The 15,705-nt window shown below is 45.2% G+C and carries 22 protein-coding genes and 2 pseudogenes; 2 read left to right on the top strand and 22 right to left on the bottom strand.

Translation table 11 applies throughout. The annotated features are described in order from the left end of the window. Positions 1-8: 8 nt before the first annotated feature. The 20 genes from ACFIK3_RS07960 to ACFIK3_RS07865 all read right to left on the bottom strand — a co-directional run bounded on the left by ACFIK3_RS07960 (position 9) and on the right by ACFIK3_RS07865 (position 12,162). A complete protein-coding gene (locus ACFIK3_RS07960; RefSeq protein WP_375660951.1) occupies positions 9-1,631 on the bottom strand; it encodes a hypothetical protein in 1,623 nt (540 codons plus the stop codon). After that, positions 1,624-2,205 (bottom strand): phage protein Gp27 family protein, encoded by a 582-nt coding sequence (locus ACFIK3_RS07955; RefSeq protein WP_375612321.1) that lies wholly within the window; start codon positions 2,203-2,205, stop codon positions 1,624-1,626. The genes ACFIK3_RS07960 and ACFIK3_RS07955 overlap by 8 nt, the downstream gene beginning before the upstream one ends. Then, positions 2,168-2,524 carry a hypothetical protein gene (locus ACFIK3_RS07950; protein ID WP_375612320.1) on the bottom strand — a complete coding sequence of 119 codons (357 nt, stop codon included), beginning with the start codon at positions 2,522-2,524 and terminating at the stop codon, positions 2,168-2,170. Before ACFIK3_RS07950 ends, ACFIK3_RS07955 begins: the two co-directional genes overlap by 38 nt. Beyond that, the gene (locus ACFIK3_RS07945) at positions 2,521-2,835 is read right to left on the bottom strand and encodes a DUF2730 family protein (RefSeq protein ID WP_375607966.1); all 315 of its coding nucleotides are present in this window, start codon (positions 2,833-2,835) and stop codon (positions 2,521-2,523) included. The genes ACFIK3_RS07950 and ACFIK3_RS07945 overlap by 4 nt, the downstream gene beginning before the upstream one ends. Continuing rightward, entirely contained in the window at positions 2,832-3,047 is a 216-nt protein-coding gene (locus ACFIK3_RS07940) for a hypothetical protein (RefSeq protein ID WP_375613747.1), read from the bottom strand. The genes ACFIK3_RS07945 and ACFIK3_RS07940 overlap by 4 nt, the downstream gene beginning before the upstream one ends. After that, entirely contained in the window at positions 3,040-3,378 is a 339-nt protein-coding gene (locus tag ACFIK3_RS07935; protein WP_375660952.1) for a hypothetical protein, read from the bottom strand. Before ACFIK3_RS07935 ends, ACFIK3_RS07940 begins: the two co-directional genes overlap by 8 nt. Next, positions 3,371-3,658, bottom strand: a complete 288-nt coding sequence (locus tag ACFIK3_RS07930) for a hypothetical protein (RefSeq protein ID WP_375612317.1) — start codon at positions 3,656-3,658, stop codon at positions 3,371-3,373. The genes ACFIK3_RS07935 and ACFIK3_RS07930 overlap by 8 nt, the downstream gene beginning before the upstream one ends. Then, a complete protein-coding gene (locus tag ACFIK3_RS07925) occupies positions 3,655-4,236 on the bottom strand; it encodes a glycoside hydrolase family 19 protein (RefSeq protein WP_375612316.1) in 582 nt (193 codons plus the stop codon). The genes ACFIK3_RS07930 and ACFIK3_RS07925 overlap by 4 nt, the downstream gene beginning before the upstream one ends. Before the next feature lie 87 nt (positions 4,237-4,323). Then, positions 4,324-4,731 (bottom strand): helix-turn-helix domain-containing protein, encoded by a 408-nt coding sequence (locus ACFIK3_RS07920; RefSeq protein WP_375612315.1) that lies wholly within the window; start codon positions 4,729-4,731, stop codon positions 4,324-4,326. A 6-nt stretch (positions 4,732-4,737) separates the two neighbouring features. Beyond that, a complete protein-coding gene (locus ACFIK3_RS07915; protein WP_375660953.1) occupies positions 4,738-5,355 on the bottom strand; it encodes a regulatory protein GemA in 618 nt (205 codons plus the stop codon). A 10-nt stretch (positions 5,356-5,365) separates the two neighbouring features. Continuing rightward, entirely contained in the window at positions 5,366-5,989 is a 624-nt protein-coding gene (locus ACFIK3_RS07910) for a DUF3164 family protein (protein ID WP_375627429.1), read from the bottom strand. 14 nt (positions 5,990-6,003) lie between these two features. After that, positions 6,004-6,255, bottom strand: coding sequence for a hypothetical protein (locus ACFIK3_RS07905; RefSeq protein WP_375627417.1), 252 nt, complete (start codon positions 6,253-6,255; stop codon positions 6,004-6,006). Continuing rightward, complete coding sequence (locus ACFIK3_RS07900) at positions 6,252-6,515, bottom strand: hypothetical protein (protein WP_375660954.1); 264 nt, start codon at positions 6,513-6,515, stop codon at positions 6,252-6,254. The genes ACFIK3_RS07905 and ACFIK3_RS07900 overlap by 4 nt, the downstream gene beginning before the upstream one ends. Continuing rightward, complete coding sequence (locus tag ACFIK3_RS07895; RefSeq protein WP_375676507.1) at positions 6,512-7,543, bottom strand: AAA family ATPase; 1,032 nt, start codon at positions 7,541-7,543, stop codon at positions 6,512-6,514. Before ACFIK3_RS07895 ends, ACFIK3_RS07900 begins: the two co-directional genes overlap by 4 nt. Before the next feature lie 348 nt (positions 7,544-7,891). Continuing rightward, the gene (locus ACFIK3_RS07890) at positions 7,892-9,871 is read right to left on the bottom strand and encodes a transposase domain-containing protein (RefSeq protein WP_375676506.1); all 1,980 of its coding nucleotides are present in this window, start codon (positions 9,869-9,871) and stop codon (positions 7,892-7,894) included. Further along, complete coding sequence (locus ACFIK3_RS07885; protein ID WP_012232200.1) at positions 9,868-10,326, bottom strand: hypothetical protein; 459 nt, start codon at positions 10,324-10,326, stop codon at positions 9,868-9,870. Before ACFIK3_RS07885 ends, ACFIK3_RS07890 begins: the two co-directional genes overlap by 4 nt. Then, positions 10,323-11,261 carry a ParB/RepB/Spo0J family partition protein gene (locus tag ACFIK3_RS07880; protein ID WP_375676505.1) on the bottom strand — a complete coding sequence of 313 codons (939 nt, stop codon included), beginning with the start codon at positions 11,259-11,261 and terminating at the stop codon, positions 10,323-10,325. Before ACFIK3_RS07880 ends, ACFIK3_RS07885 begins: the two co-directional genes overlap by 4 nt. Further along, the gene (locus tag ACFIK3_RS07875) at positions 11,261-11,659 is read right to left on the bottom strand and encodes a hypothetical protein (protein WP_375631901.1); all 399 of its coding nucleotides are present in this window, start codon (positions 11,657-11,659) and stop codon (positions 11,261-11,263) included. Before ACFIK3_RS07875 ends, ACFIK3_RS07880 begins: the two co-directional genes overlap by 1 nt. Continuing rightward, positions 11,643-11,783 carry a hypothetical protein gene (locus tag ACFIK3_RS07870; RefSeq protein ID WP_273755279.1) on the bottom strand — a complete coding sequence of 47 codons (141 nt, stop codon included), beginning with the start codon at positions 11,781-11,783 and terminating at the stop codon, positions 11,643-11,645. Before ACFIK3_RS07870 ends, ACFIK3_RS07875 begins: the two co-directional genes overlap by 17 nt. Before the next feature lie 73 nt (positions 11,784-11,856). After that, complete coding sequence (locus ACFIK3_RS07865) at positions 11,857-12,162, bottom strand: helix-turn-helix transcriptional regulator (protein ID WP_005864619.1); 306 nt, start codon at positions 12,160-12,162, stop codon at positions 11,857-11,859. 147 nt (positions 12,163-12,309) lie between these two features. Between ACFIK3_RS07865 and ACFIK3_RS07860 the strand changes: the two genes are divergently transcribed. Beyond that, positions 12,310-12,837, top strand: a complete 528-nt coding sequence (locus ACFIK3_RS07860) for a helix-turn-helix domain-containing protein (protein WP_375676504.1) — start codon at positions 12,310-12,312, stop codon at positions 12,835-12,837. Positions 12,838-12,917: 80 nt separating this feature from the next. Continuing rightward, positions 12,918-13,436, top strand: coding sequence for a helix-turn-helix domain-containing protein (locus ACFIK3_RS07855; RefSeq protein ID WP_375676503.1), 519 nt, complete (start codon positions 12,918-12,920; stop codon positions 13,434-13,436). A 697-nt stretch (positions 13,437-14,133) separates the two neighbouring features. Here the strand turns inward: ACFIK3_RS07855 and ACFIK3_RS07850 are convergent. Both ACFIK3_RS07850 and ACFIK3_RS07845 read right to left on the bottom strand, forming a co-directional pair. Further along, positions 14,134-15,597: pseudogene (locus tag ACFIK3_RS07850) on the bottom strand (replicative DNA helicase). After that, positions 15,554-15,705 (bottom strand): annotated as a pseudogene (locus tag ACFIK3_RS07845) (late control protein); the annotation flags it as partial. The pseudogenes ACFIK3_RS07845 and ACFIK3_RS07850, both read right to left, overlap by 44 nt.

Genomic DNA, 15,705 nt, shown 5'->3' with positions numbered 1-15,705 from the left:
TCATCCCATCAATAAATCTTTGATCGCATTGTTGAAAAAAAAGGCGTTGAAAAGAGCGAGCTTTCATCAAAACGATAAGCCTCTCTCACAGGTGTATAATCATAAATTTCAGGAGTTTGGCGGCTGGCAAAATAAGCCAAAGCGCAAGCAATCGCGCTATCACCATGGCGCATAAAACCATCACTGCCTTTAAAACGATGATTGTCTGGAATTTTCACAATGCCATTGACATAAGCAAGCGCTTGATGATCGGCAACAATGTCACTATCGCGCGGCAAAACAATCGTCCCATCCCCAAAAGCTTCTAAATAAGCCGGCATTTCCTTGCCATACCAACTTTGTGACAAGGGCACTTCCTTCACAAGAGCTCCATAACGCTGCGCCGCTTTTTCGGCTAAATAAGCCCCATTGCCCCGTGCATCTAACGCGCCGCCCATCAAACGCGGCAAACCATTCACCCCATAAAATAAAATCTCTCTTTGTTGATCAAACGGCGTATTGCGCAATTCCACCATAAACCGGACACGGCGCACCAGATCTTGTCCCACCTCCATCACCACAATCGATGTCGCATCGCCTGATCTGGCAAAATCAACACCAAAAACATGTTGGCGCCGCCGGTCAAGCCCAATATGAAGAGGTTTTATATGCTTCTCACACCAAGCAAAAGCAGCAACACTTCGTTGATGTTCCGATTGATTTTTAAAATCATCCACACAAGCAAAACGCAACACCGCAATATCAGGCGCACAACAATTTTCAATCTGTAAGCGTGTTAAAGCAGCCCCTTCTTGATCGGCTGGTATGGCATCTAATTCTTGGCGCATCGCACTCAAACGTATCCCATAAGACGCGCGAATTTGATCTTCCCATTGTTGTTCAGAAATTCGACTCCACACCTCCCCCTTCATGGCACAAACACGTTTAAACAAGCCATTTTTAACAGCAACACCAAAGGGGTAACAATGCACCGAAAAAGGAACCTTACCTGCTCGCGCCTCACGGATCAGTTCATTGAAAGGATTGAGCACACCATTATGGGTGGAGATCACACGGATTTTTCCTCCCCAAATGAGCAAAGCATTGACAGCATCCAAAACAGAGCGCACATCTTGATGAAACGCCGCCTCGTCAATCACCACAATGCCCTGTAGTCCGCGAATATTTTCAGGGCGGCTAGAAAGCGCCTCAACCCGAAACCCCGAAGCAAAACGCACCCGATAAGCAGAGATATATTTTGTTGAACCATCCGCCCTTTGATCAGAGAATAAAAATTCCTCAACATCCCCACTATGGCTCGTAATTGCCGAAGCAAAATTGCTCACATAGCCAATAAATTCCCGCCCCTTGTCTTTGGTGTCACCAATATAAAAAACATTATCGCCCCTCGCTTCACGTGCCGCCGCCGCAATCAGTGTATCATCCAAAGCTTCTGCAAAAGTAATGCCGGTCCGCCGCCCCTTTTCCACCAATTTTAATGGGGACTTATCTTCAATCCATGCCCGTTGATGTGCCATCAAAACGCCTTCCGCTAAGGGATCACTCTCTTTGGGAAAAGTACTTTTCCGCCAAATATCAAAACCACTTTGATGATCAAAGACATGACTTTTTGAAAAGGGCTGTTCAGCCATGTTTTACCCCCAACACCTGCGCACGAATAGCTCGCGCTGTTTCTTCTGAGAGCCCCGCCGCTGCTGCTGCTGCGTCAACCGCTTTGCTTGCTTTGCTGGTAAAATCTTTTTCCAACTTTTGCCGCCTCGTGGTCGACAAATGTTCAGCCGCCAACACGCCTTTAAGCGCATTGGCCAATTCTTGTGCTGCCTTTGGCGAAAGGTTTTTCCCACTGCTCAACGTGGAAAAAATCAACTCCTTAATCGCTGCCGCCGTCAAAAGAGTGATATTATCAGAAGCTTTAGCATCAAAGCGCTGCGAGAGGCTTGCTGCAATTTCTCTTGTCTGTTCTAGGCGCCGTGACATCACGGCTAGCCGCAAAGAATACCGATTAAAACTGGAAAAGGAGGGTATAGAAAAGCTTAAACCCATTTCTTTTTTTAAAGCCTTCAAAGCTGCTTTAAATTCATCATAAATGGCTTTTTGCGTCTTCTCACGCCCATTTAAAGCCTCAGCCGCCTCTGCAATGATTTGATCACAAGCTTGCGGCAATAAATCAATCGCCGTTAAACGTCCACGCCCGACCTTGCGCATCCTTCACCTCGTCTTTTATTGATGAACGTTTAGGCCGCTTAATCCCCTCAATGGAAAAGCTCCGGTCTAAATGACGTGCTCCCCGTTCTGTTAATGCCGCAAGAAAAACCGAACCCACACATTTTAACGTAACAGCACCTTGATCTTCCATCCATGCCAATTCATTATGCACAAAATCGCGATCGCGCCTGATGCCATAACTGTATAAAAGCCGCTCAATCATCGCACTCGATAAAGTTTCACTGCGCTCACAAGCAAGCCCTTTTAAAATAATCAACCGCGCTTCTTCACGGATGATTTTATCCATATCTGCTTTCATTTCTTGGCATTCTCCAGTAAAAACTCTTGCAAGCGCTCACCAATGGCTGCCACCGGTTGTAATTGTGCAGAAAGCGTGTTGAGACGACCATTCAATTTCTCCATATTCACTTCCAATCTTTGCAGCGCATCACGATCAGGCAAAAAGTCCATCTCTGTTTCTAACTTTTGCACACGCTCTTTAAGCGCCGTGATATCTTTCAGCATTTCCCGCGCACCTGAAGAAAAATAGGCTCTCAAAACCCCACAAATCGCAATAACCGATAACAATAAAGACAACCAGCCATTGGCAACACTGATATCCAAATTCACTTAAAAGTCCCCTCTCTTTTGCCTAAAATCGCCCGCTCCGCAGCTTTTCTACGCTGTTCACAAATCAATAAAGCAGCACGATCACGCCCCCAATAGTGCACCACTTCACGCGCATTCAAAGCACGCTCTGGCAATAAAGCTGGGCGGGCACACGCCATGCGAACAACAGGCGGCAATTCAACCGATAAAAAATGATAAGAAAGGCTACCCACCGGCTTGTGTGTTGAGCAAGCGCACACGCTCAAGCCCAATACCACAGCCAGTAGTTGGCAATACTGCATTGACCCCCTCCATTTTCACAAGCTTTTGTTCCAAAGCCGAAATCACCCCTTGCGCTTGATGCTCAGCTTCCAACGCTGCTTGTCTTTGTCGCTCTTGTACAAGCAGTGCACGTGCTGAAGCCTTGGCAATCTCCAACTGCCAATACAAATCACGCGCCTTTTCCGCTTTTAAAACTTGCGCTTTCATAAAGCCAAAAGCCGCCAACATCACACTGACCAAAAAAAGCAGACCAAAAGACAGTTTTGAAAGTGGGCTAAACATTGCTTTTATCTCCCCACCTCGTTATCTCCACCCCATCATAGGAGCTGCTATGCCGCTTATGGGAATGTTTCCTATTAGAAAAATCCAACGAGCCAAAGCCACGATGCACCCCCAGATTGCCAACAATAATCGCCACCATCGAAGGAATAGAAATGCTCGCCATATCAACAATATGCGGAGCCCCCCACAAACCACCAGAAACGAGCAAAAAAATAACCCCCCAAGCAAACCAAAAAGACCACCATAAATAGAGCCTAGAGCCACGATAAGAGGGCTTCATGCTTTCACCTCGCCTCCAAGCCCCAAAAGCTTTTTGGCGCGGTTCAAATAAATCAAACGTTGCACAAGTCCATTCTTGCCCCCATTAATCGCCTTGGTAATCCCTAAATAATCATCTTGATCAGCCAGCCTATTCAAGCCTTTCATTTGCCAAAACCAAACAGCAGACCAAAGCGCTGCTGGAAACTTTTCCAGCTCTTGCGGAAATGCCTCACAATCAACAGCTTGTTCATCGACTAAGCGCCAAAACTTCGTAAAACGACGATAATTATTGCGCCCCGTCAATTGGATCAAACCACGCCCCTTAAAGTGCACCCCATCCCCAGGGTTGACATTGCCTAAATCACGCCGCCCCTCATAAGCGCGCCCTGAGGCATATTCACAAACGGTAAAAAAGCCATCGCTCTCATGGGCACATTGGCTTAAAAAATGTGCAATACGCAACGGTGTTGTGAGTGCCCCATAAGATAAAGCTTTAGGCAACACGCGTGCCATTTCAACAATAATAAAATCTTGGCGCGCATGATGCGCCAATTTAGGCGCAAGGCGATGAAGAAAAGAAGCATCTATTGAAACCATAACAAACCACTCAATGCATAAAAATCCATGCGCAGTTTATCGGATTTCAACCCCCCAATATAAGCCTGACACTGTCAGTCAAAACTCTCAATACTCATAAAACTCTGGAAATAATAAACCTTGTGGTTCTTTTGAAGAAATTTTCTTTTTCAAGCGATAGGCTGTGCGCACATGCATACCAGAAACAGCAGCTGCAGTATCAACCGACCAGCCTTTTTGCAACGCTTGCACCATTTTTTGCCGCCGTTCAGCATCTCTGCCAAGGGGGATAAGAAGACGCACACCCGAACCATTAAAACAAAAATGGTTGATCAATTGTTGCGCCTCTTCAAACCCAACAATTTCAATCAACCAATCCGCACTCTCAAGACGCCCGGGTATATAAACTTCTCGTCCACCAAAAGCCCGCATCATATTCCATGCTGCTTCACTGCCCGCAACATCAGCTATTTCACGCAATAAGGCAGGAAAATCGCTATAGATTTCCTCTTGCATACATGCTTACCCCTCGCTTTTAACACCTTTACGGATTTTCCGCCCCCAAACATTCATCACTTCTCTAAAATCGCCCCCACTCATCTCACCCAAAGCTTTACCACTTAACGCCATAACACTTTGGTGAAAAGCCCCAAGATCAAACACAGCATCGGGATTCAAACACTTCCATTGGGCACACAAAATGGAAATGCTTGGTTTATTCCTCCATGAATCTTCGCGGTTTTTCCCTTTCCAGTCAACCCCACCCTCACGCTGCAACCAACCTTTCAACGCCTCAATAGCTCTGCATGCATCATCGCTATCGCGTAAAAAGCGAATATGATCAATCCCTGTCTGTCTTTTCACAAAGGCAAGCAACGCCTTGTCTGAACGATCACGAATAATGCCAAGATTCCACCCAGCAATCCAGAGCGCCTGTAACTTCTTGGCATATTTACCCTCTAAACGCTTCCCATTCGGTTTAAAACCAAACGCTTTCATTTCAGCGACGACTAAACGCTTCTCTAAAACACTCAAATCTTTCGCCGATTGCTTGCCTGTTAAGCGATAGAGCATTGCGCGATAGGTCTCATCATCAAGACCTAACGCGCGTTTTCCCATATGAAGGACAGCTAAAGACATGTTACCTCCCTCATGTCTTCGCCAAATCAATGGTCACAGCACGCCAAGCGCTTTCTAGGCTATCACGCTCATAAAAACGCACATATTCCTTAGATGTCGTCACACGGAATGACTCACGAATAGCACGCATCGCCTCTTTCCAGCGTGGATCATCAATATCCAAACGCAACAGCATAAAGATCTCCCCCCGATTCACCTTGCCTTCTTTATCCGTATTAAAAGCACGCGTAATAATCGCACGGATTTCAGGGCGCGCATCCGCAGACCATTCATTCAAACATTCATCAAGAAGGCTTTTGGCAATTTGCAATTGCGGTCCAAAATCAACACTTTCCTGTACCTGCACCTTAATGCGTTGCAAACCATCAAAGCTTGTGTAAGTACAATTGCCCTTTTTGCCACGCCGCTCCACACCATATTCTTGCGCAAGCAAGCTATCAAAATCACTCAAATCCGCAATCGTATGGTTGTTAAAACGTGCAATCCTTGCCGATAATTCTTTCGCAAAACCCATAATTTTGCGCACCGTTTCATCCTCTAACAAATCCGCAGGGCGGATCAGGTTTACCGGCACCAAAGCCCCTTTCGCATCCTTCATATAACGCGTACCTTCAAGTTCAATTTGTGGATTCATCACCAACTTCCTCCTTATGTTTTTTGAAACCGACGAAATGGCACAACATCCCCTGAAGAAGGCGCACATCCCGCTTTCAATTGCCAACGACACCGCATAAGCTCATGACCTAAAACGTGGTTATAGCCTGCCAAACGACGCAAATACTCATTCAATTCTCGAACATCTTGTCCATGCATAAAAATGCCATTCACCTCATACTGTAAAAAGGCAGAGCGCAAAGCAATCAAGCACTCTCTCACCATATAGGGGTTACGTTCCATCATTTGCTTCCTCCAAAATCCATATAAATCACACGATTGCTCTCATCCGCATCAGAGCCTTCACACTCAGCCAAAACTTCTGCAACTTCAGCTTCCAAAACCGCATCCGCCTCCCCCAAACGGTGAACACTCAACTCCAATTCAAGCAATAACGCCAAATCAACACACAATTTAAGCTGTTCTCCAATATCAAAACCGCATTGATAATCGTCATAAAGACCAACAAGCGTATCGGATAATTCTTTGTCGCATAAAGAGATCATGCCAATTCCTCCACGTCACGGTTTTTCCATGCCGCTTTGACATGTTTCAGCGTCACCTCACACCCATCTCCAAGCGCTGCCATGCGTGCCAACATCATGGTTTTGTCAATTTGCCGCAAAGCACCAGCCTTTAAGCCAATCCCTGTCAAAAACTTTATCGCACCAACATCTTCAATCCCCCAATCATGAATGCGCGCTGCAATATCCTCACTATAGGGCTTGCGCCGTTTCAAATGCATCGCCAATCGGCTTTTAATTTGCGCATAAGAGGGACCATTTTGACGATGAACCAACCGTCCAGAGATTTCATCATTGCCAACCAAAGCCAACCCCGTACCATTGATATCAACAAAGTGGCGCAACTGATTAATCGCTTCATCCGTTAAATTTTGCGCCTCATCAACGATCAACAACGTGCCACTGCCCACGCGCTCTAACTTTTTGCCAATAGCACGCGTTAAGCGGGTGGGATTATATTCCACCACTTCCAATTCTGCTGCCATATCATTCAAAATACCGTGAACACTGCGCGTATGCGGGCTGGCTGTCACCAGATAAACATGCGGGCGGGTAGAGCGATAATGGCGGCAGGTTTCGGTCTTACCACTGCCCGCATCAAGCGTAATCATCACCATATCCCCCGTACTTTGTGCCAGTGTTAAAGTATCAATAATCTCACTGGCAATTCGATTTCTCTGAAAGGCTGGTTTTTCAGGAATGCGCTCCAAAAACCCCGCTGTTTCCTTTAAAGTCTCAACCCATTGGTGAACCTTTGCATTTTGCTTCCCCAACTGTCCCGCATAACTGCCCGCATACCATTGCGAAAACGTCCCATCCGGCATCCCTATGCGCCGCGCCACCTCTGCTTTCGACCAATCATTCATTTGCCCCAAAGCTCTCACTGCATCCACAAGCTCATTCCATAAAGCAATGTCATCACTGTTGCGGTTTTGTGCTGTTCCATTAGGCTGGATTTTAGGTCGCGCCCAAGGATTTTTATCGACCGTTGCATTTATCGCGTTTTTCATGTATATTCCCCTCTCGTATTGATTTTAGACTGTTGATAAGGGGAAGGGCTCCCACCCGCCCCTTATCTTTTGTCTTTAGAATGAACATTTAAAAGCCGTACGCGATACTAAAACGGCTAACCTTGCAAATCCCCTCTCTTTCTCACACATCAGGGAACTTGCTAACTCCACGCATCTCACCCGATCAGGCAAAGACACCTAGAAACTTCATGTATTGATTAGACTATGAAATGGATAAGATTCCTCCCCCCCTTTCTTTGTTAACGCTTCAAGCTGATACGCGATACAAAACCAGCTTCCTTTTGAGAATTCTTATAACCCCCCCCTCTCTTTTCCTAGTTCCTTATTCTATTGCTTGGGAAACTTGATCACCTCACGCCCCTCATCAGAGGCGGAAAACTTTCTCAAAGCTTTATGCAAGTGTTGACTGAATTCTTCCTCCCCCAAAGCCTCATCATCGTCTGCTTTCAAAGCTAAATTCCCCACATTGTTTGGCATCAAGCGGCTCACCTTTGGCTTTATCGGAAGCTTCGATTTGAACGCTTCATCCTTTTTCTCAAGGCGCCCATAAACATCGGCCAAGTGATCAGGCGCAAGCTTTGCCGCTAGCTGTTTTTCTGCTTTAACAGCCTTCACATATTCTTTACGCAAACGCCCATTCAAGCGCGCCGCCTGCTGGTCATAAAAACCTACATCACAAAGGCATGGTGCCAGACAAAGCAACCGATTATTCAAATCATAAACCCGTAAATCTTGATGCAAATTATCCGGATCAAAGCGTACAATCACTTTTTTCCCCGCATGCTCATTCAACGCCCGCGCCCAATAACGATTGCCATAAAAATGGATCTCGCCCGTACCCTTTTGCGCACGCAATGCCTCAGAGGTTAAAAGCCATAAAGCCCGTTGTGCTGCCGTTGCTTGCCGAATAATCGTCCCCTCTGCTTGCAAGCTCTCAGTAAAGGTCTCATCAAAACTGCGCCCCGCACAATTAACCGCCTTACGCCCTGCTTGCGCATTATGCGCCACAATTTGCGCACCAACATGGGCTTTAAACGCTTCAAATCCTATCGCACGTTTTCCATAATCTTCAGGCTTGGCATCCGGTTTATTGCCCGTATAAGCCCCCGCACAAAAGGGATGTTTCGAAATCGCTTCTGCCAGATCACGCCATGCCCGCTCAATCGGTTTAGACTGCCCGCTATAAGGGGTGGTCCATTGCAATTGCACACCCAAACTCGTCAAAAGCCCTTGCGGATCATCCGGCTTAATCTTAAAACGAAAGCGGTTTTGCACACCTCCAGAAATCCACTTGCTGGTAAAGGCACGCCCATTATCCAAGGTCATACGCTCCGGTATGCCATAAGCTTCCACCATGTCCCCAATCACCAAACGAACAATTTCCCAAGTCTCAGCATCCGATAAGCGCCACGATAAAATCTTGCCCGAATAAAGATCTTGAATGGCAATCAGATAAAGCCGCACAGGCTTCTCTGTCCAAGGAACGCTCACAAAAACATCCAGCTTATGCCCGTCCATATTCACCGCTTGCAATGCATGCAAGCTCGAGCGATCACGCCGTTGGGCTGGATAAAGCTTTTTTGCCTTTTCTTCTCCCTCACGCGCTAAAACCACAACCGCTTTGGAAATTTGCGCCTTAAAACGACGCCGCAAAGCCCGCTCAGAAGGAATGGGCTGCCAACCCCGCTCCTGTGCAACCGAAACCATCCGCCGATAACACGCCGAAAAAGCAGGTTTAGAGGGGCGCAAATAATCCGAACAAAAAACCTCCCACGCCCCCTCATGACACGGCGCAAATTGCGAAACATTCTCCTCACCATAACAAGGTGCAAGCGCTGCCAACCAATCAGGGCGCTCATACCCCTCCACCATCTGCCGCCAATTAAAAAGCGACATCCGGCTCACACCAAATTGCACCGCACTCAAACTTGCCGCATCATGCACACCCATACCGGCATGGAGCAAATCTTCCCAAAAGCAAAGTGCCTTCAAACGCTCTTCACAGCGCCTTTTATGCGCCTTGGAAAGCCCCTCATAACGCACCCAAATGCTTGCCTTTTGCTCCCCTTGCGTTTGTTTCACATCAACAGCCCCACCAAACCGCACCAACAATGCCGCCCGCGCCCCCTCCGGCAATAAGGAAATGTGATACTCCCAAACCGGCTTGGTTTTGCCTCCCACTTTCCTCGAAAGTTCAGAGTTTTTTCTCCAATATGCCCGTCCGTGGTTTTCAAGACTTTTATATGTTTTCGGCAACCCTGGCAAAGCTGCCTCAGCCAATTCGGCAATAGTAAACCATTCCTTCATGGCTGCCCCCTTTTAATGCGAACCGGCGTTGCACGCATGGCTTTCAATTGCGCTGCAATCTCCCGCTGTTCCTGCTGCAACCGCGCAATCTCTGCTAAACGTGCCTCATCCCCTTGCAACAGCAACAATCCATCTTCACTCACCACCTCATCCCAGAGCCAAAATGCCTCTGTCGCCCGCACAAATGCCTTAAACCGCGGCAGGGAAATATCCACCTGCTTACTTTCTGCCACATAAGCATCCAAACTCGCCTTACTTAAACACCCAATCCCTAAATAATGCGCCATACGCTCCGCAATCACACTGCGCTCATGCCGGCATTCTCTCAAAGCCCGCGCCATCGCACGCTTAATGCGCGAGCGAAACCGCCCTAAATCAATCTGCGCAACGGGTTCACGACAGGGAAAAACCGGCTTTTGGAAAAAATCAAGCTGCCCACAACCATGCCTCTTCATGACAGCACCTCCCCCGATTGCTTGTTCAAATAATCATAAAACCGCGCCCGTGTCTGCGCATCCGCCCTCTGCCAAACACCCAATAACTGAGCAAAAACCCGCTCTTGTTCATTAATTTGCGGAGGTGTATTAATCCCATTGACCAAATCAACAGCCCGCCGTAAATCCCCCTCAACCTGTTGCAAAGCAATCGCCACCCGCCGTTGCGCAACCGGCTCCATCTTTGCTAATTTTAACAACTGCGCTTGATTATCAGCCAATGCCGTCCCCCGCAAAACAGAGCGCAACTCCGGCTGTAAATGCTGGGAAATACGATTGAGGAGTTTCACAGACTCCTTCGATAAACCAATACGATCTGCCACATGTTTGGCAAAGTGCAAACTTTGCACTTTGCCATTTAAGTCACCATCATTTGGCAAAGGTGCAACTTGCACCTTTGCCACTTTGTCCCCTTCACACCCAGTTTCATTATGCTCTGAAGAACTATCTTTTGGCAAAGGGTAAACTTTACCCTTTGCCATTTTGTCCTTTGTATATTGATTACCATGGTCACCGCCACGTTGAATCTCCCCATACTTTTTTTCCCACAATTCGCGGTAAGTCTGGACAAAAAGCGCACGGTCAATAACAGACAACTCATTGCGAAAGAGGTTTTCAGCAACCTCTAAAAGCGCAGCATTGTCCTTATCCGCCTGCACCACAACCGCATCAATGTCACTATAGCCCAAAAGCTCCGCAGCACGAAGCCGATGCGCACCAGCAATAAGCGTATAATTGCCCTCTTTAGCATTGGGGGTATGGCGCACCGTAATGGGATTCATCAATCCCTCCCGCGCCATCGATTGTGCAAGTGCCTTGGCATGTTCATCATCCACAGGGCGTATACGCTCCGGCACCACAATCACATCAAGAGCAAGCTTTTGAAACTGTGCCATCACGCCGCCGCCTTTCTGATCTCTTTAAAGAATAAATCCATCGCACGCCCCGCCCATCTTCGATAAGCTTTCGCAAAAACGGGTTCTTCCAAACGCCGGTTAATGGTACGCAAAGAACGAGCAACAGCAGTGCGTTCACGCTCTTGCATGGCAACAAGACGCCGCCGCGGCACCTCAAACTGATAATGCAAGATATGGATAACAATCTGTCGTGCTAACGCCGCATCAAATAAGCCATGCGGAGGGTCAATAATATACCGGATCGGCAGATGCTTAAATCCACCACTCACCGCCTTAAAAGAACAGGCAAGCATAGCTTCCAAACGTTCAACCTCCGAATAAGGATTAACGATATCGCTTCTGGCTTCTGGGGTCCATAAATTACAAGCAGCAACCATAACCACCCCCTATAAAAACAATATGACCACCATCTAATCGCCAGAACCAACCCATGCAAACGGCTGTTCTATGATGCAACTCTATGCAATTTATCTTGCCTATTTCGTACTGATCTTTAGACATTGATAAACCTTTTTATCTTATGGTATTTAAATTCATGGCAAATGCGCAAAAGCGCAAAGCCGTGTAACGAAGTTCAAGCAGCATTACCGCGCAAAGCAGAATGCGCACGCGAATCTGTATTGGCATGTTTTGCTGCTTTAAAAATGCGACGGCGACTTTTGGGGTAGCGGTCGCTAAAAACCTGCTCGACGGGCAAACCGATAAAATCGGCAATAGCACGTTCGGCTTTCTCGTTAGACCGTGTCCAAATGTGTTGAACACTGGATGACGAGAGTTGATAAGCTTTCGCGAGCTCCGCCAAGGTCATGTTACGGCGGCGTAGCTCGGCTAAAATACTATGGCGATCCCATACTTGAATGCATGTTTGTGTGGTTGTCATAACTTTCGCTCCTGCTTCAAACGGATGCTCAAACCATCCGTTTTTTGTGGGGTTAAATGTATAATAAACGCCCTTCGTATCGGGCTCTAATATGAGGTATATCTACAAATGGGATATTAGTCAACCCCATTTGTAAACATTTATAATATGAGACGACAAAAAAATGAGCCCAAAACTGCATTAGCAAAACGACTCACAGAAGTTAGAAAGCTTGTGGGCTTATCTCGTGATATATTTTCACTTAAAATTGGTATCAGTATTCAAGGGCTTGGAAATTACGAACGCGGTGATAGAACTCCAGATGCAACGGTTTTATCAGCATATAAAGAAAAATTTGGAGTAAACCTGAATTGGCTTTTGACCGGTGAAGATGCAATGTTTATAGATATGATGATGGCTCGGTCTTTCAATATCTCTCCGCCTACCATTCCTGCTGGACTCATGAAAAAGCTTGGTCGTATAGCTTATACAACCTATCGCGATGCTAAAATAAAACTCCCCCCTGAAGATATAGCGGAACTCGCGGCGGAACTTTATAAAAAACTGCAAGAGCTTGTTCAAGACATCAACGACACGGAAGAAGTCGAAGCGACTTTCTCTCTTCTTAAAATTCATTTAAAGCGTCAAATAGAAGCTGAAAGAGTACATCTAGAAACTACACAAAATACGGCTTAATGCCTCTCTAAGATGAATGGGGAATCTCTTTTTAAAATCCTGTAATTTAAAACGAGACTCAATATAAATAAGGAGCATTTTTGGCACGCCCCGAACTAGAACCTAAAACAGAACTAGCAAAACGATTGCGTGAAATACGACACACCCTTGGTTTTACAGAGCGCAAACAATTTGCTAAACATTTTGATATTCCCGAAACGACTATGCGCAATTATGAAACGGGTTTACGAGAGCCTCCTGCATCTATAATGCGAATATATAAAGATCGCTGTGGAATATCCTTAGACTGGCTTGTCACTGGTGAAGGCGAAATGTTTAGTGATATGGCAAAAGCGAAAGCAGCAGGTTTTAAAGCACCTACCATTCCTACTGGACTTATGAAAAAACTCGGTCGCATAGCTTATACAACCTATCGCGATGCTAAAATAAAACTCCCCCCTGAAGATATAGCGGAACTCGCGGCGGAACTTTATAGAAAACTGCAAGAGCTTGTTCAAGATATCAACGACACAGAAGAAGTCGAGCTTATTTTACCTCTTCTAAAATTGCATTTAAAGCGTCAAATAGAGGCTAAAAATGCACATCCAGAAACTACATAAGATACAGCTTAATGCCTCTCTAAAATGAAAAATGAAAGTGGAAATCTTTTTACATTAAAAAATTTATATAAATTATTGATAAAAAATACTTTTTACTCAATTTTTAGAGATTTCCACTTATATATGGAAATCTTTTTTGCTTTTTTGGTTATTTTTGGCTGATTTCGGAGTGAGCTTCACAATTTACCGAATTTTTTTCACAGGGTCTTCAAAGGCGGTTTTCTGGGCTTTCACAGACTTTTCAAAATTTTTCACAGGGTTTTCAAAGACCTTTCAAAGCCTTCTCTCATTTTTACCATGAAAACGCACTTTTTTCTGATTTTTACTATTTTTCGCTCTTTTTTACAATTTTAGGTGTCAAAATCTATTTTGACAAAACGCGCATTTAATGCTAAATTTTATACATAAAAACAATAAATTATCACGTATTCCTACCTAATCCCACCTTTTCCCACTTAGTATAAAACCTAGTGTCAAACTACAACCAATTCATTTTTTTTCAAAGAGTTTTAAAGGGTCTTCAAAGACCTTTCAAAGGGTATTTAAAGCTCTCTTTAACGCATGTAGCTTGCCAGCAGGTTTTGTATATTTTGACACTAGGTTTTGTACCAATTTATTTTTTCTCAAAGAGTTTTAAAGGGTCTTCAAATGCTTTTCAAAGGGTATTTAAAGCTCTCTTTAACGCATTTTTCTGCTCCTATTTTTCCAGATCACTAAAGCGTGTAAAATCGGATTGAAAGGCAAGGGAAACGATTCCTGTCGGACCATGGCGTTGTTTTGCTATAATAACCTCGGCTTTACCCTTGGCTTGCTCCATTGCCTCTTGCCACTTGCTATACTCAGCGGTGCCTTCTTTGAGTTCTTCATTTTTGAGATAATATTCTTCACGATAAACGAACAGAACAATGTCGGCATCTTGCTCGATTGAACCAGATTCACGTAAATCGGAGAGTTGTGGACGTTTATCGGTTCGGTTTTCAACTTGGCGCGAAAGTTGAGAGAGAGCAATGATGGGAATATTGAGTTCTTTTGCAAGTGCTTTTAATCCGGTGGTAATGGCTGTAATTTCTTGAACGCGGTTTTCTAATGAACGCTTTGAACCGCTTGTCATGAGTTGGATATAATCGATAATCAAGACATCTAGACCATGTTGTCGTTTGAGACGCCTTGCACGGGCGGCCAATTGTGCAAGGGATACACCCCCCGTTTGATCAATATAAAGAGGGATTGTTTGTAAGGAACGCATTGCGTAAATGATGTTGGTAAATTGCTCTTCTGAGATATTACCACGACGCATATCAGAAGAAGAAACCTTTATTTGTTCTGAGATAATACGAGTTGCAAGCTGTTCTGTTGACATCTCAAGTGAGAAGAAACCTACAATGCCCCCTTCATTTTCTTGGCTGTTATCATGACGCTTGCAAGCATTGGCAATATTAAAAGCAATATTGGTCGCCAGAGAGGTTTTCCCCATTCCAGGGCGTCCAAGCTATGATAATCAAATCAGATGGCTGTAGCCCCCCATTTTTTCATCAAGGGTTTTGATATGGGTAGCTATCCCAGAAAGCTGTGAGGAACGCTTTTTCGCTGCACTTGCCATGTTAAGTGCTTTTGTAATGGCTGTATTAAAGTTTTCAAACCCACCTCCATATTTCCCTTTTTCGGCGAGCTCAAATAACTGATTTTCAATCGTTTCAATTTGTTGGGTAGGCGTGAGCTCTACAGGAGCATCAAAAGCTGTATTGGCAACTTCATTGCCAAGATTAATCAAAGACCGGCGGATAAAAAGATCGTAAATAACGCTCCCATAATCTTCAGTGTTAATAATAGTGACTGCCTCTGTGGTTAAGCGAACAACATACTGGTATACAGTAATATCTCCAACTTTTTCTTCCATTTGGATATAGGGCTTGATTGTAATGGGGTTTGCAAGATGACCATTTTGAATAATTTGTAAGACAATCTCAAAGATCTTTTGATGTAGCGTTTCAAAAAAATGTTCTGCTTTGAGAAAGTCTGAAACGCGATCGAGTGCATTATTATTAATCAGGATTGCTCCAAGTAATGCCTGCTCTGCTTCAATATTATGGGGAAGTTGACGAAAAGAAGAAGCAAAATTATCTCTTGGATTTTCTGTTTTTAGCATGTTCAGTGTTCTCATTGCTTTCTTTTCCCTTGTTTGGTGCTTCAAATGTAATTTCTGTGGTGTATCCGCTTTGCTTCTCATAGCAGTGGGTGACAGTGGAAGCTTTCCATGGCCCATTGATTT

The organism is Bartonella sp. CB10SXKL, assembly GCF_042195515.1.
Taxonomy (GTDB): domain Bacteria; phylum Pseudomonadota; class Alphaproteobacteria; order Rhizobiales; family Rhizobiaceae; genus Bartonella.
Note: the sequence above shows the minus strand (reverse complement) of the source record. Positions and strands in the feature narration are given on the sequence as shown.

Coding starts and splice junctions, on each gene's coding strand:
- ACFIK3_RS07925 (WP_375612316.1), bottom strand. CDS start 4,236: ATGGTTTCAATAGATGCTTCTTTTCTTCATCGCCTTGCGCCTAAATTG.
- ACFIK3_RS07900 (WP_375660954.1), bottom strand. CDS start 6,515: ATGATCTCTTTATGCGACAAAGAATTATCCGATACGCTTGTTGGTCTT.
- ACFIK3_RS07870 (WP_273755279.1), bottom strand. CDS start 11,783: ATGTCTAAAGATCAGTACGAAATAGGCAAGATAAATTGCATAGAGTTG.
- ACFIK3_RS07955 (WP_375612321.1), bottom strand. CDS start 2,205: ATGCGCAAGGTCGGGCGTGGACGTTTAACGGCGATTGATTTATTGCCG.
- ACFIK3_RS07960 (WP_375660951.1), bottom strand. CDS start 1,631: ATGGCTGAACAGCCCTTTTCAAAAAGTCATGTCTTTGATCATCAAAGT.
- ACFIK3_RS07885 (WP_012232200.1), bottom strand. CDS start 10,326: ATGAAGAGGCATGGTTGTGGGCAGCTTGATTTTTTCCAAAAGCCGGTT.
- ACFIK3_RS07910 (WP_375627429.1), bottom strand. CDS start 5,989: ATGAATCCACAAATTGAACTTGAAGGTACGCGTTATATGAAGGATGCG.
- ACFIK3_RS07895 (WP_375676507.1), bottom strand. CDS start 7,543: ATGAAAAACGCGATAAATGCAACGGTCGATAAAAATCCTTGGGCGCGA.
- ACFIK3_RS07915 (WP_375660953.1), bottom strand. CDS start 5,355: ATGTCTTTAGCTGTCCTTCATATGGGAAAACGCGCGTTAGGTCTTGAT.
- ACFIK3_RS07865 (WP_005864619.1), bottom strand. CDS start 12,162: ATGACAACCACACAAACATGCATTCAAGTATGGGATCGCCATAGTATT.
- ACFIK3_RS07920 (WP_375612315.1), bottom strand. CDS start 4,731: ATGCAAGAGGAAATCTATAGCGATTTTCCTGCCTTATTGCGTGAAATA.
- ACFIK3_RS07875 (WP_375631901.1), bottom strand. CDS start 11,659: ATGGTTGCTGCTTGTAATTTATGGACCCCAGAAGCCAGAAGCGATATC.
- ACFIK3_RS07890 (WP_375676506.1), bottom strand. CDS start 9,871: ATGAAGGAATGGTTTACTATTGCCGAATTGGCTGAGGCAGCTTTGCCA.
- ACFIK3_RS07860 (WP_375676504.1), top strand. CDS start 12,310: ATGAGACGACAAAAAAATGAGCCCAAAACTGCATTAGCAAAACGACTC.
- ACFIK3_RS07880 (WP_375676505.1), bottom strand. CDS start 11,261: ATGGCACAGTTTCAAAAGCTTGCTCTTGATGTGATTGTGGTGCCGGAG.
- ACFIK3_RS07930 (WP_375612317.1), bottom strand. CDS start 3,658: ATGAAGCCCTCTTATCGTGGCTCTAGGCTCTATTTATGGTGGTCTTTT.
- ACFIK3_RS07950 (WP_375612320.1), bottom strand. CDS start 2,524: ATGAAAGCAGATATGGATAAAATCATCCGTGAAGAAGCGCGGTTGATT.
- ACFIK3_RS07935 (WP_375660952.1), bottom strand. CDS start 3,378: ATGTTTAGCCCACTTTCAAAACTGTCTTTTGGTCTGCTTTTTTTGGTC.
- ACFIK3_RS07905 (WP_375627417.1), bottom strand. CDS start 6,255: ATGATGGAACGTAACCCCTATATGGTGAGAGAGTGCTTGATTGCTTTG.